Origin of the sequence: Halostella litorea, assembly GCF_004785955.1 — an archaeon.
Lineage (GTDB): Archaea > Halobacteriota > Halobacteria > Halobacteriales > Natronoarchaeaceae > Halostella > Halostella litorea.
In genome coordinates this window covers 123,327-136,977 of the sequence record NZ_SJER01000004.1, presented here as the reverse complement: position 1 = coordinate 136,977, position 13,651 = coordinate 123,327, and the positions used below count along the sequence as shown (strand labels likewise).

Here is a 13,651-nt window from a genome sequence, read left to right as displayed (position 1 = left end):
GTACTGGCCGACCCGTACGGACCCGAGGTATCCCGACGAGTAGCCACTACCAGTGATTTGATTATCCGCGAGTGCGAGTATCTGCCAAGGATCACCAGCCGGCGCGTCGCGTCAGCCGCGGGCGTGACGACGTGGGCTGCTGACCGACTATCCATGACACCCGACACCACACAGGCGTCGTCGGACCTCGACGCAGCGACGATCGAAGTGATCCGCAACTACCTCACCTCGGCGGCGGCCGAGATGCAACGCACCCTCGTCCGGACGGCGTACAACACCGTCGTCTACGAGATCCTCGATTTCGGGATCTCGATGTACGACGCCGACCTCAACCTCATCGCCGACTCGCCGGGGCTGGCGCTGTTCCTCGGCGCGAACGACGGCGCGATCGAGAAGGCGGTCGACTACGTCGGGAAGGAGAACCTCGACCCGGGCGACGTCCTCATGCTCAACTACCCGTACTGGAGCGGCACGCACGTCCTCGACATGTGCCTGATGTCCCCCGTGTTCTACGAGGACGAGATCGTGGGGTACACCACCTGCCGCGCGCACTGGCTGGACCTGGGCGCGAAAGACCCCGGCTACGTGCTCGACTCGACGGACATGCACCAGGAGGGCGTCATCTTCCCCGGGACGAAGGTGTACAAGGGCGGCGACCCCGACGAGGAGATACTCGACATCATCCGCTTCAACTCCCGCATCCCCGACAAGGTCGTCGGCGACCTCCACGCGCAGGTCTCGTCGCTCCAGACCGGCAACAAGCGCCTGCGCGAACTGTACGGGAAGTACGGCGAGGGGGCCGTCGAGGAGGCGATAGACACCGTGATCGACCACGGCGAGGAGACGGCCCGCGAGGCCGTCGCCGACCTCCCGGACGGCACCTGGACGGGCGTCGACTACGCCGACGGCGTCGGCCGCGACCCGGACGACGGCATCCGGGTCCAGGCCGACGTCACCATCGACGGCGACGAGTTCACGGTCGACCTCTCGGGGTCGGCCGACGAGGTCGAGGAGCCGCTGAACATCCCGCGCGGGATGACCGAGACGATCTGCAAGCTCTGCTTCAAGACGGTCACCACGCCCGAGGAGGACTCCAACGGCGGGCAGTACCGGCCGCTGGAGGTCATCGCCCCCGAGGGGAACGTCTTCAACGCCCAGTACCCCGCCCCCACGTTCACCGTCTGGACGGCCATCACCGGCATCGACGTCATCTACAAGGCGCTGGCGAAGGCGATGCCCGACCGCGTGCCGGCCGCGTCCGGCGGCGAACCGGTCGGCGTTCAGATCTACGGCGAGCACCCCGACACCGGCGAGATGTTCGTCGAGGCGAACAACGACGCCGTCGGCTGGGGCGCGACGCGGACCCAGGACGGCGAGAACGCCCTGATGCACATCTCCGAGACGATGGTGCGGAACGTCCCGGTCGAGGTCTTTGAGAACAAGGCCCCCGTCAGGCTCCAGCGCCTCGAACTCCGCGAGGACTCCGGCGGGACGGGGACCCACCGCGGCGGCCTCGGCACCCGCCGCGACTACGAGTTCACCGAACCGACCGGCGCGCTGTCGATCCTGCAGCGCTCGCGCTCCCCTGGCTGGGGTCACGAGGGCGGCGGCCCCGGGGCCCGCAACGTCGTCGTCGTCGACGCCGACGACCCGGACGAGGAGCGCATCTCGGTCCTCGTCGACAACGACTACCTCTACGACGCGGACGACGGCAAGCGGTACGCCGGGATGATGCGCGGCGACTTCGAACCCGGCGAGACGCTCTCGGTGCGCACCGGCGGCGGCGGCGGGGTCGGCGACCCGACGGACCGCGACCCCGGGGCCGTCCGCGAGGACGTGGTCGACGGCTACGTCTCCCGGGACGTGGCTCGCGAGGAGTACGGCGTCGTCGTCACCGACGACGGCGAGATAGACTGGGACGCGACCGAGGCCCGCCGCTCGTAGGCGGGGCGACAGAAGGAACGAACTCGCGGTTGGCCCGGCGAAACGCCCGTCGAAACCCGCTTTTCACCGCGCCGCTACGTTCCGTCGGACCGGAGGGTCAGCGCCTCGCCGCCCTCCCGCCAGATGCGTTCGCCGACCGCCTCCAGCGTCCCCCAGTGGGCCGGCGGGACGTGCCCGAACGGCGTGACCGACAGCGGCCCCTGCGGCCCGCGTGCGGTCTCCGGGCCGTAGTAGACGCCGATGGCCTCGGGCGCGTCGTCGGACGGGAGCGCCCAGTCGCGCCAGTAGACGACGTCGCCGACGCTGACGTGGGCGGCCCGCCTCTCCGGCGGCACGGTCGGGTCGATGTCGGGGGAGACGTTGACCTCGCGTCCGGACCACCGCGAGTTGACGGCCGTCTCCTCGACGGGCAGGACCTGACGGACCGCCTCGCACGTCCGCGGCGCGCGCTCCTCTCGGAGGATCACCGGGACGCGTTCGCCCCCCGCGACCGTGAGGACGAGCCTCGGGGCGTCGTCGGGCGGCGGCGTCACCATCAGTCGCCCCCCGACCGCCGGGCGGCGGTCGCCGCCTCGTCGAGTTCCCCGTCGTCGGTGACGACGACGCCGTAGCGGTCGGCCGCCTGTTCGGCGGAGACGTAGCCGTCGAGGATGTCCTCGCGGACAGCTTCGGGATCACGGTCGTACGGGTCGCCGTAGCCACCGCCGCCGCCCGAGCGGTTCGACACCATCTCCCCCGGCTCGAAGGAGCCGCGGAACATGCCGGCGTAGGCCACCGACGCGTCCGGCCCCCCGAGGTCGTCCGCGCTCGCGTCGTATCGGTCGTCGTTGTCGACGAGGACCTGCACGCGGTCCGCGGCGTCGTCCGTCGCCAGCGCGACGACGTTCGTCGCACCGGGCTCGCCGCCCGCCAGCCCCCAGCCCTCGGTCCGGGTCTTCTGGACGATAGACAGCGCGCCGGCCGGATGGGTAAAGCGGTAGTCCCGGCGGATGCCGAGGCCGCCGCGGCGCTTTCCGGGGCCGCCGGAGTCCTGACGCAGCGCCAGCCGGTCTATCTCGACCGGGGCCTTCTGTTCGAGCACCTCGACCGGCAGGTTCTGGACCATCGTCTCGGTGACGTGCATCAGGGCGTTGGGGCCGTCCCGCTCGTCGGTCGCCCCCCAGCCGACGCCCTCGTTGTTCGCCTCGACGAACGACCGGCCGGTGTCGGGGTCGTCGCCGTACAGCATGATGCTACAGAGGTCCCCGCCGGAACTCGCCGGGATGCGGTCGGGCATCCCTTTCGCCAGCGCCTCGTAGACGACGTCGACCGCGAGGATGCCCGTCCAGCCGACGAACGTCGGCGCGGGCTCGGTCGGCTCGAAGATGCTCCCCGGCCGCGTCTCGACCGACAGCGGCTCGTAAAGGCCGTAGTTGGAGTCCTCGTGGGGCGTCGTCACCGTCTTGAAGCAGAGCTTCCCCAGCGCGTCGCCGCCGGTGTCGTTGTACGGCGTGTCGAGCTGGTCCGCCGAGTCGGTCAGGTCGATCGTGAACTCGTCGCCGTCGACCGTGACGGTCGCGACGATCTCGACGAGGTCGTCGCCCGCGTCGATCCCGTCGGCGTACCCCGTCGCCGACCAGGTGCCGTCGGGGAGGTCCGCCACCGCCTCCCTTGCCGTCTTCGCACCGTGGTCGAACAGCCCCTCGATGGCCGCGTCGACGGTTTCGCTCCCGTACTTCTCGTGGAGCTCCTGCAGCCGGCGCGTCCCGGTCCGCAGCGCGGCGATCTGGGCGTTGAGGTCGCCCAGCACCTTGTCGGGGATCCGCGAGTTGAAGCGGATGATGTCGAGGATCTCCTCGTCGGGTTCGCCGCCCTTGTACACCTTCGTCCCGGGGAAGACGACGCCCTCCTGGTAGACATCGGTCGAGTCGAGGACGTACCCCTCGTCTTTCGCCCCCAGGTCCAGCCAGTGGGCGCGACAGGCCGCAAAGCCCTCCAGTTCGTCGTCGACGAAGATGGGCGAGAACATGAGGACGTCGAGCGTGTGGGCCTGACTCCAGTAGGGGTAGTTACAGAGGACCACGTCGCCGGGGTTGAGGTTCTCCTTCCCGACGTGCTCGACGCCAGCCTCGATGCCCTCGTCGTTCGACCCGAGGAAGATAGCCAGCCCCGGCGAGTCCGCGACCAGCCGCAGGTCGGCGTCGTACAGCGAGATCCCGAAATCGAGGATCTCGTAGACGATCGTGTTGTACGCCGTCCGGACGAGCGTGCGCTGCATCTCCGTCGCCGCCGACGTGAGGTAGTTGCGGATCACCTCGACGGTCGCCGGGTCGACGTCGCCCGCCCCGCTCATAGCTCCCCGAGGATCGTGTAGACCAGTCTCACCGGCTCCGGGCCGTGGTTCACCGAGTAGTGTTCCACCCCCGCCGGGATCACCGAGAGCGTGTTCGCCCCGACCGTCCGGGACTCCTCGGTGACCACCTCCAGTTCCCCCGAGAGGATGACCGAGACCTCGTCGCCCGCGTGGCTCGTCGTCCCCTCGGCGGGCACGCGCTCGCCGGGTTCGATGACGAACGTCCCGGTCTCGGCGGTCGGGTCGTCGCTCTCGTGCAGGGTGAGTGGGTCGTCGGTGCTCTCGCTCCAGTTCGCGTCGAGGTCGTGTAGCTGAATGTCCGTCATGGTCGTGTCGTCTGGTCCGTCGGTGCGCGGTCGAACGGTGCCGCGGTCGAGGCGGGTCGCCGCGCCGGCGACGGTCGCCGTCGACACGCCGTGCTGACACTCGACCGGAGGCTGTGCGGGTCGTCGCTGTGCAGTCAGTCACACGGCGGGATAATCAAGGTTTCTGCGGGGTCGAGCGGCGCTGCCCGGATGGCGTTCCGAGTCAGCGCCCCGCGCGTAGCTCCGCGGTGGCCTCGCGGTCTATCTCGCCGTCCTCGGAGACGACGACGCCGTATTCCTCGCGGGCGGCCCCGGGGGAGACGTAGCCGTCGAGGACGTCCTCGCGGACAGCTTCGGGGTCACGGTCGTACGGGTCGCCGTACCCGCCCCCGCCGCCCGAACGGTTCGACACCACCTCGCCCGGCTCGAACGAGCCGCGCATCATGCCGACCCACTCCTTCCCGTCGTCGGGGTAGTCGTCGCCGTTGTCGGTGATCACCTGGACCCGGTCGCGGGCGTCGGGGTCGCTCCCGTCGAGGTCGAGGACGACGACGTTCTTCGCGCCGGGGTCGCCGCCCGCCAGCCCCCAGCCCTCGGTCCGGGTCTTCTTGATGATCGCCAGGACGTCCGTCGGGTGGGTGAGGCGGTAATCCCGGCGGATGCCGAGGCCGCCCCGGTGTTCGCCGGCCCCGCCCGAGTCCTGGCGCAGGGACAGTTCGTCGAACTCCACGGGGGCCTTGTTCTCGAAGACCTCGACCGGGATGTTCCGCACCATCGTCTGGACGTAGTGCATCAGGGCGTTCGGGCCGTCGCGCTCATTCGTCGCGCCCCACCCGACGCCCTCGTTGTTCGCCTCCACGAACCGGTTGCCGGTCTCCGGGTCCGTCCCGTAGAGCATGACGCTGGCGATGTCGCCGCCGGTGCTGGCCGGGATGCGCTCGGGCATCCCCTTCGCCAGCGCCTTGAACACGACGTCGACCGCGAGGATCGACGCCCAGAGCGTGTACGTCGGCGAGGGGTACTGGGCGTTGAACAGGTTCCCCTCGGGCGCGACGACGTCGACCGGCCGGTAGTGGCCGTCGTTCGACGTCTCCTCGGGCGTCGTCAGCGTCTTCAGACAGAACTTGCAGACCGCCTCGGTCCGCCCGAGCGGCACGTTGATCGGCCCCGCCACCGCGTCCGATGAGTCCGAGAAGTCGACCGTGAACTCGTCGCCGTCGACCGTCACCTCGACGCCGATCCGGACGGGGTCGTCGGAGACGCCGTCGTTGTCGACGTAGTCGACCGCGCTCCAGGTGCCGTCGGGCAGGTCGGCGATCCCCGCCCGCGCCTGTCGCTCGCCGTGGTCGACGATCCGATCGAGGGCGGCGTCGACGGTGTCGGAGCCGTACTTCCCGTGGAGTTCGGACAGGCGGTCCGCCCCGGTCCGAAGCGCGGCGATCTGGGCGTTGAGGTCGCCGATGACCTTGTCCGGGATGCGGGAGTTGAAGCGAATGATGTCGTGTATCTCCTCGTCGGGTTCGCCGCCCTTGTACACCTTCGTCCCTGGGAAGATGATTCCCTCCTGGTGCATGTCCGTCGAGTCGAGGACGTACCCCTCGTCTTTCGCGCCCAGGTCCAGCCAGTGGGCGCGACTCGCCGTGTAGCCGATGAGTTCCCCGTCGCGGAACACGGGGGCGAACAGGCAGACGTCGAGCGTGTGCGAGGAGTTCCAGTAGGGGTAGTTGAGGACGACGACGTCGCCGGGGTCGAGGTTCTCCCGCCCGACGTGCTCGACGCCCTTGCGCACGCTGAAGTCGTTCGCGCCGAGGAACAGCGATATCCCCGGCGAGTCCGCCAGCAGGCGGAGGTCGGCGTCGTACATCGAGAGCCCGAAGTCGAATATCTCGTAGACGATCGTGTTGTACGCCGTCCGCGTCAGCGTCCGCTGCATCTCCGTCGCCGCCGAGTTCAGGTAGTTGCGGATGACGGCGACCGTCGCCGGGTCCACCTCGTCTGCGCCCGCCATCGTCACCGCCCCCTCGCGGCTGTCGGCCGGCGAGCGCCCGCCGGCGACCGGGGCGGCGTGGTCGACGGCGTCGTGGCTGTCCGGGTCGATACGTGATGGCTCGCGCGTGGTTCGAGCGTGGCTGTCTGCATGGCGGGTCGGGGCCGTTACAGCGGCTCCCAGGTGCGCGGGCTGTGGTTCAGGCGCTCGCAGTCGTCCTCCGTGACGACGACGATGTCCTCGATGCGCGCGCCGTACTTCCCCTCGAGGTAGATGCCCGGCTCGATGCTGTGGACCATCCCCGGTTCGAGGGGGGTCTCGTTGCCCGCCACGATGTAGGGCTCCTCGTGGACCTCCAGCCCGATGCCGTGGCCCGTGCGGTGGAGGAACCGGTCGCCGTAGCCGGCGTCCTCGATGACGGAGCGCGCCGCGGCGTCCACCTCCTCGGCAGCGACGCCGGGTTCGACCGCGTCGACCGCGGCGTCGAGCGCGTCGTGGACGACGGCGTGGATCTCCTCGAACTCCTCGGGCGGATCGCCGTCGAAGACGACGGTTCGGGTCTGGTCGCCGGGATAGCCGTCGAACTGCGTCCCGAAGTCGAGGATGACCGGCTCGCCCGCCCGGATCGTCCGGTCGCCGTGTCGGTAGTGGGGCTGTGCGCCCTTCGGTCCCGACCCGACGATGGGTTCGAACGGGAGGCCCTCGCCGCCGAGGGCGTCGACCTCGGCCCGGATCTCCTCGGCGAGTTCCGCCTCGGTCATCCCGACCGCCTCGGCCCCCATCGCGCGGACGGCCTCCGAGGCCTCGTCGGATATCCGGGCGGCCTCGCGGAGCGCGTCGAGTTCGACTTCCTCCTTGCGGACGCGCAGGTCGTCGAGCACCTCGCTCGCCAGCCCGAACGACGCGTCCGGCAGCGCGTTCTGGACGTCGAGGCTGAAGAGCGCGAACATCCGGTCGTCGAGGAGGACCTCCCCGCCGCCGACGCCGAGGCGGTCGAGGACGGTCCGGACGGCGACCATCGGGTCGTCGCCGTCGCTCCAGGCGTCGACGTCGTCGATGTACGTCTCCTCGATGATCTGCTCGGCGTACATCTGCGGGGCGACGATGGCGAAGTCGTCGGGGGTCACGAACGCCAGCAGGTGGCGCTCGCCGGGCTCCTCGTCGAACCCGGTGAGATAGAGGAGGTTCGGGCTGGGAAAGAGGACGAGCGCGTCGACGTCCTCCTCCGCGAGCGCGTTCTGGCAACGGTGCAGTCGGTCTTTGAATGTCGTGGTCGTCATAATGGGTGTCGTTGGTGTCGGTGTGAGCGTCGGTGGTGAGTCGGTCGTCGTGCGGTTCGCCTCGACAGCGGGTCGGTCCAGTCGTCGGTGCGGCCGGGCCGCCCGCGTGGCCGGCCCCGACTGTGCCCTGTCGGCGGGATCAGCTCCGGCGGTCCTCGCGGAGCGCGGCCGTCGCCTCGCGGTCTATCTCGCCGTCCTCGGAGACGACGACGCCGTAGTCCGCGCGGGCGCCCTCGGGCGAGACGTAGCCGTCGAGGACGTCCTCGCGGACCGCCTCGGGGTCGCGCTCCAGCGGGGTCCCGTAGCCGCCCCCGCCGCCCGAGCGGTTCGAGATGGTCTCGCCCGGTTCGAACGAGCCCCGAAACATGCCGGCGTACTTCAGGTCGTCGTCGGCCGCGTCGTAGAGCTCGTCGTTGTCCACGAGGACCTGCACGCGGTCCTCCCAGCCGTCGTCGAGGTCGAGGACGACGACGTTCTTCGCGCCGGGTTCGCCGCCGTCCATCCCCCAGCCCTCCGTCTGGGTCTTCTGGACGATCGAGAGGCCGCCGGTCGGATGGGTGAAGCGGTAGTCGCGCTGGATGCCGAGGCCGCCGCGGTGTTTCCCCGGGCCGCCCGAGTCCTGCCGCAGGGACAGTTCGTCGAACTCGATGGGGGCCTTGTTCTCGAAGACCTCGACCGGGATGTTCCGCACCATCGACTCGGCGATGTGCATCAGGGCGTTCGGGCCGTCGCGGGCGTCGTTGCCGCCCCAGCCGACACCCTCGTTGAGCGCCTCGACGAACTGGCGTCCCGTCTCGGGGTCCTCGCCGAAGAGCATGATGTCACAGAGGTCGCCCCCCGAACTCGCCGAGACGCGCTCGGGGACGGCCTTCGCCAGCGCCTCGTAGATGACGTCGACGGCCAGGAACGCCGTCCAGAGCGTGAACGTCGGGGCGGGGTACTCGGGGTTGAACAGGTTGCCCTTCGGCACCTCCAGGGTGAGCGGCTCGTACTGCCCCTCGTTCGAGTCCTCCTTCGGCGTCGTGATGCTCTTGAACGCGAGTTTCGCCAGCGTCTGGCTCATCCCCAGCGGGACGTTCAGCGGCGCGTCGACCTGGTCCGAGGACCCCGAGAGGTCGACCGTGAACTCCTCGCCGTCTATCGTCACCTCGGCCTCGACGCGGATCAGGTCGTCCTTGTCGGAGGTGATCCCGTCGGCGTGGCCGACCGCGCTCCAGGTGCCGTCTGGCAGGTCAGCGACGGCCTCGCGGGCCGTCTCCTCGCCGTGGTCGATGACCGAGTCGATGCTGCTCTCGACGGTGTCGGTTCCGTACTTCTCGTGGAGCCCGCGCATCCGGTCCGCCCCGGTCCGCAACGCGGCGATCTGGGCGTTGAGGTCACCCAGTACCTTGTCGGGGATGCGGGAGTTGAACCGGATGATGTCGAGTATCTCCTCGTCGGGTTCGCCACCCTTGTACACCTTGGTTCCGGGGAAGATGACGCCCTCCTGGTGCATGTCCGTCGAGTCGAGGACGTACCCCTCGTCTTTCGCACCCAGGTCCAGCCAGTGAGCGCGACTCGCCGTGTAGCCGATGAGTTCCTCGTCGAGGAACACCGGCATGAACACGAGCACGTCGAGGGTGTGCGTCGAACTCCAGTAGGGGTAGTTACAGAGGACCACGTCGCCCGGGTCGAGGTTCTCCTCCCCGAGATGTTCGATGGTCCGGCGGAGGCCGTAGTCGTTCGCCCCGAGGAACATCGAGAGGCCGGGCGAGTCGGCGATCAGCCGCTGGTCGGCGTCGTACATCGAGATCCCGAAATCGAGGATCTCGTAGATGATCGTGTTGTACGCCGTCCGGATGAGGGTGCGTTGCATCTCGGTCGCCGCCGAGGTGAGGTAGTTGCGGATCACCTCGACCGTCGCGCCGTCGACCGCGTCCCCGGTGCCGGGCGTGCTGGTTTTGCTCATTCTGATCCCTTCTCGCTGATGAGGATGTGGCCGTACTCGTCTATCTCCGCGGTCTGGTCGGAGTGGTAGACGATGGTCGTCGTCGGCTCCTGGATGATCGCCGGGCCGTCGAGTTCGTGGCCGGGGCGTAGCTGCTCGCGGTCGTACACGTCGAACGGTATCGTCTCTCGCTCCGCGAAGCAGTACGCCTCGCGCGTGCCGACCGGTTCGACCGCGGGGTCGTCGGCCGGCTCCCGGGGCTCGATCGCCGGCTTGTCGTTCTCGCCGATGGCGCGGACGCGGAGGTGGACGACTTCCGGCGGGTCGTCCATCGTGTGGCCGTACCGCGTCTCGTGGCGCTCCTCGAAGCGCTCGCCGAGCTCCGAGAGGTCGTCGATGTCGTTCGCGTCTACCTCGACGGTGTGTTCCTGACCGAGATAGCGCATCTCCACGAAGCGTTCGAGGGTGCGCTCGTCGGAGCCGAACCCTTCCTCGCCGAGCTTCTCGGCCCCCTCGGTTTCGAGGTCGGCGAACTCCTCGTCGAACTCGGCGAAGTCGAGTTCGTCGAGGACGGTGATCGACGTCTGGGCCATGTCGTAGACGACGTCGGCCATCAGCATGCCCCAGGCGGAGAACACCGACGGGGCGTGCGGGATCAGCACCTCCTTGGCACCGATCTCGCGGGCCAGCAGCGGGACGAACAGCGGCCCCGCGCCGCCGTAGGAGACCATCGTGAAGTCCCGCGGGTCAAGCCCCTTCTCGACGGTGATCTCGCGGATCGCGCCGACGGTGTTAGCGAGCGTGACGTCGAAGACGCCGCGGGACGCCTCGTCGACGGACATGTCGAGGGGGTCGGCAAGCTTCTCGCGGATGCCGTCGACCGCGCCCGTTTGGTTGAGGTCCATGTCGCCGCCCAGGAACTGGGACGGGTCCATGTACCCCAGCGCGACGGCGGCGTCGGTCACGGTCGGCTCGGTGCCGCCGTTGCCGTAGCAGATCGGCCCCGGGTCGGCCCCTGCGCTCTTCGGGCCGACCTTCAGGAACTCGCCGTCGTGCCAGGCGATCGACCCGCCGCCCGCGCCGATCGTCCGGATGTCGTACACCGGGATCATCATCGGCATGTGGCCGAGCGTGGAGTCGTACTCGACCGCCGGCGCGCCGTCCTCGATGACGCAGGTGTCGAGGCTGGTCCCGCCCATGTCGACCGCGATCAGGTTGTCGCGGTCGGTGACGGAGCCGACCTGCGAGGCGCCGATGAGGCCGCCGGCCGGCCCTGAGAGGATCGTATGGACCGGTGCCGTCGTGGCGTTCTCTGCGGTCAGCGTCCCCCCGCCCGAGCGCGTGATGAAGAAGGAGCCGTCGAAGCCGTCGTCGCGCAGCGCGCCGTCCAGCCGGTCGACGTAGGACTCGAAGATCGGGTTGATGTAGGCGTCGAGCACCGCGGTGCTGGTGCGCTCGTACTCGCGGTACTCGCCGGTGATCTCGCTCGACAGCGACAGGCTGACTTCCGGCACCTCGTCCCTGATGATCTCCCCGGCCTCGCGTTCGTGTTCGCCGTTCCGGTACGAGTGCAGGAAACAGACCGCGATGGATTCGACGTCGTGCTCGTCGACCAGTTCGCGTGCGGCCTCCCGGAGGGCCGCCTCGTCGAGCGGTTCCGACACCTCGCCGTCGGCGTCGATCCGGCCGGGGACGCCGATCCGCCGCCGGCGGGGGACGATGAGTTCCGGTTTCTCGTAGCGGATGTCGTACATCGACTCGCGTTCGACGTTCGTCCGACCGATCTCGAAGACGTCGCGGAAGCCCTCGTTCGTGATGATGCCTGTCCGTGCGCCCTCCCGTTCGAGGAACGCGTTGAGCCCCAGCGTCGTCCCGTGGACGAACGCCTCGGTCCCGCTCAGGTCGGCGTCGACCTTGTCGATGGCGTTGAGCACGCCGTCCTGTGGCCGGTCGGGCGTCGTCGACGCCTTCTCCACGTCGATCTCGCCCGTGTCCCGATCGAACTTGATCGAGTCGACGAACGTTCCACCGATGTCTACTGCTAGGCGGTCTCTCGACTCCATGTGTATGAATTACAAACTCGGCTCAAATAGATTGGGGTCCTAACAATCACCGCGTTCGGCCGGACGCGTCTGCGGACCGGCTTTCGGTGCGGTGCAGTTTCCGTCGTCGGAACGACGCTGAAGGTCCAACCGTCTGACAGTCGAGGCCGACGCTCGAAAGTCAGCCAATTGTGTAAATATAAAGCAATACTATATTGCAGGGTGGGTATTCGAAAAGACGGTTGATTCTGAAAATAACGGCGATTTACGCATGTTATAGGCGATTTCGACACCGTGATCCTTTAGATCTGGAACTCGATCTAGTCTGCAACTAATATAGCAATATTACACCGAGGAATGTATCTGGAACTGGCGCAAAGATGTGCACTAAGGGGATTTAGTATGTGTATTACTATTCGACACGGAGTATTTGTGTACATATTTCGAATATCTATACACTCCAACCCCATTCCGGTGATATGTGTGTATTGTACTGAACCAGCAATATATGGGGTCCGGAAGCGCGCGGACGATTCGGCGTGACGGCGGCACTCGGCGCGATGGATTCGCCGTGGTCGACGGGTTACGTGGACGTTTGAGTCGGGAACTCTCGGCCCACGCAGTCACCGAGCGAGAGGCCGAACAGGCGGAGTTCGACTTCGTCGAAGGGGACGCCCCACACGCCCAGTTCCGGCGCGAACTCGGCGTTCGCCGCGAGACTGGCGTAGGCCTGCTGGGTCTTCTCCTCGTCTATCTCGTGGAGTTCGCCGGTGATGACGACGCTGCGCCAGACCCCCGGATCGTCGGGGTCCTGCTCGTAAACCGTGAAACAGACGTTCGAGTTCGACTCGACGCACTGCTCCTTTCGGCCGCCGTATCCCGTCCCCCACTGCATCGGGAACATCATCTCGGACCCGTCGTAGCCAAAGGACATCGGGACGGCGTAGGGCTGTCCGTCGTCGATGAGCGCGAGCACGCCGACGCCGTTCCGAGTCAGTACTCCGTCTATCTCGTCGGCTGAGAGTTCTCTCACACTCCGTGACTGCGGACCGACCGGTCTTAAATACTTCACCGAGGGAGAATGTTTTCATAGTGTCCTCCCTCGGCAATTACCCGGGGCGGCCAGGGGCGGTGGGGGCGTCTTCGGCGACCAGTGAGAGCAAACGCTCTAACGCTCCCGGCAGGGAAATCGCCGGGCCCGTCGGCCCGTTCAGAACCCCCAGCGGAGGCCGGACATCGTGGCGACGATGGCGACCATGAGGACGAGTTCCACCAGGCTCAACATTCCGTACTTCTTGTTCAACGAGGCGAGTCGCTTGTGGTCGGTCTCGTCGGCCGCTATCTCGTCGAACATGCCGGCCGTGAACACGTGGAGAGGGCCGAATCCGAGGACAAGCAAGGCGACGGCGAGCGCGAGCGCCGCCCACAGCGACGGCGACGGGTTCGCCCAGAGCCGCATCATGCTCGCGAGGCCGACCCCGGACCCGATAGCGCCGACCGACACCGGTTCCATGAGCAGGTTCATCTTCGGGACGAACCCCCCGGCGAACTCCGCGTTCGCCTCCTCGGAGAGACTGCCCATTACCGGGCCGAGCACGACCGCCCCGAGCACCGCGGTTCCGAACCAGAACGCGCCGAGGAAGAGGTGGACGGTGAACATGAGCCGTATGTCGCCCGAGAGATAGCCCAGGACGGGAAGCATCAAGGGGACGACGACGGCCCCGACCGCGAACGGTCGGCTCGCTGCCGTCGTCATGAACCGGTACCGCTCGCGTCGATTCGTCGGACGTTGCACGTCAGCTAGTGACATATTGTCTTCACGTCGCCCCGATCG

General features: G+C 68.0%; 10 protein-coding genes. 1 reads left to right on the top strand and 9 read right to left on the bottom strand.

Annotated features, from left to right (window positions below; all coding sequences use genetic code 11):
* The first annotated feature begins 153 nt into the window (after window positions 1-153).
* Window positions 154-1,944: a hydantoinase B/oxoprolinase family protein gene (locus EYW40_RS13560; RefSeq protein WP_135822191.1), complete on the top strand. Its 1,791-nt coding sequence runs from the start codon at window positions 154-156 to the stop codon at window positions 1,942-1,944.
* Between the two features lie 74 nt (window positions 1,945-2,018).
* Here EYW40_RS13560 and EYW40_RS13555 read toward each other — a convergent pair whose 3' ends face one another.
* From EYW40_RS13555 to EYW40_RS13515, 9 genes are all read right to left on the bottom strand, one after another.
* Entirely contained in the window at window positions 2,019-2,480 is a 462-nt protein-coding gene (locus EYW40_RS13555; protein ID WP_135822190.1) for a DUF3830 family protein, read from the bottom strand.
* Window positions 2,480-4,276 (bottom strand): hydantoinase B/oxoprolinase family protein, encoded by a 1,797-nt coding sequence (locus EYW40_RS13550; RefSeq protein ID WP_135822189.1) that lies wholly within the window; start codon window positions 4,274-4,276, stop codon window positions 2,480-2,482. Before EYW40_RS13550 ends, EYW40_RS13555 begins: the two co-directional genes overlap by 1 nt.
* A complete protein-coding gene (locus tag EYW40_RS13545; RefSeq protein WP_237560614.1) occupies window positions 4,273-4,689 on the bottom strand; it encodes a cupin domain-containing protein in 417 nt (138 codons plus the stop codon). Before EYW40_RS13545 ends, EYW40_RS13550 begins: the two co-directional genes overlap by 4 nt.
* 115 nt (window positions 4,690-4,804) lie before the next feature.
* Complete coding sequence (locus EYW40_RS13540; protein ID WP_135822188.1) at window positions 4,805-6,589, bottom strand: hydantoinase B/oxoprolinase family protein; 1,785 nt, start codon at window positions 6,587-6,589, stop codon at window positions 4,805-4,807.
* 146 nt (window positions 6,590-6,735) lie between these two features.
* Window positions 6,736-7,848: a M24 family metallopeptidase gene (locus tag EYW40_RS13535; protein ID WP_135822187.1), complete on the bottom strand. Its 1,113-nt coding sequence runs from the start codon at window positions 7,846-7,848 to the stop codon at window positions 6,736-6,738.
* Between the two features lie 139 nt (window positions 7,849-7,987).
* The gene (locus EYW40_RS13530; protein ID WP_135822186.1) at window positions 7,988-9,796 is read right to left on the bottom strand and encodes a hydantoinase B/oxoprolinase family protein; all 1,809 of its coding nucleotides are present in this window, start codon (window positions 9,794-9,796) and stop codon (window positions 7,988-7,990) included.
* Complete coding sequence (locus EYW40_RS13525; protein WP_135822185.1) at window positions 9,793-11,838, bottom strand: hydantoinase/oxoprolinase family protein; 2,046 nt, start codon at window positions 11,836-11,838, stop codon at window positions 9,793-9,795. The genes EYW40_RS13530 and EYW40_RS13525 overlap by 4 nt, the downstream gene beginning before the upstream one ends.
* A 562-nt stretch (window positions 11,839-12,400) precedes the next feature.
* Entirely contained in the window at window positions 12,401-12,850 is a 450-nt protein-coding gene (locus EYW40_RS13520) for a pyridoxamine 5'-phosphate oxidase family protein (protein WP_135822184.1), read from the bottom strand.
* Window positions 12,851-13,027: 177 nt separating this feature from the next.
* Window positions 13,028-13,627, bottom strand: a complete 600-nt coding sequence (locus EYW40_RS13515; RefSeq protein WP_135822183.1) for a hypothetical protein — start codon at window positions 13,625-13,627, stop codon at window positions 13,028-13,030.
* Between the last annotated feature and the right edge of the window lie 24 nt (window positions 13,628-13,651).

Coding starts and splice junctions, on each gene's coding strand:
- EYW40_RS13560 (WP_135822191.1), top strand. CDS start 154: ATGACACCCGACACCACACAGGCGTCGTCGGACCTCGACGCAGCGACG.
- EYW40_RS13555 (WP_135822190.1), bottom strand. CDS start 2,480: ATGGTGACGCCGCCGCCCGACGACGCCCCGAGGCTCGTCCTCACGGTC.
- EYW40_RS13550 (WP_135822189.1), bottom strand. CDS start 4,276: ATGAGCGGGGCGGGCGACGTCGACCCGGCGACCGTCGAGGTGATCCGC.
- EYW40_RS13540 (WP_135822188.1), bottom strand. CDS start 6,589: ATGGCGGGCGCAGACGAGGTGGACCCGGCGACGGTCGCCGTCATCCGC.
- EYW40_RS13535 (WP_135822187.1), bottom strand. CDS start 7,848: ATGACGACCACGACATTCAAAGACCGACTGCACCGTTGCCAGAACGCG.
- EYW40_RS13530 (WP_135822186.1), bottom strand. CDS start 9,796: ATGAGCAAAACCAGCACGCCCGGCACCGGGGACGCGGTCGACGGCGCG.
- EYW40_RS13525 (WP_135822185.1), bottom strand. CDS start 11,838: ATGGAGTCGAGAGACCGCCTAGCAGTAGACATCGGTGGAACGTTCGTC.
- EYW40_RS13515 (WP_135822183.1), bottom strand. CDS start 13,627: ATGTCACTAGCTGACGTGCAACGTCCGACGAATCGACGCGAGCGGTAC.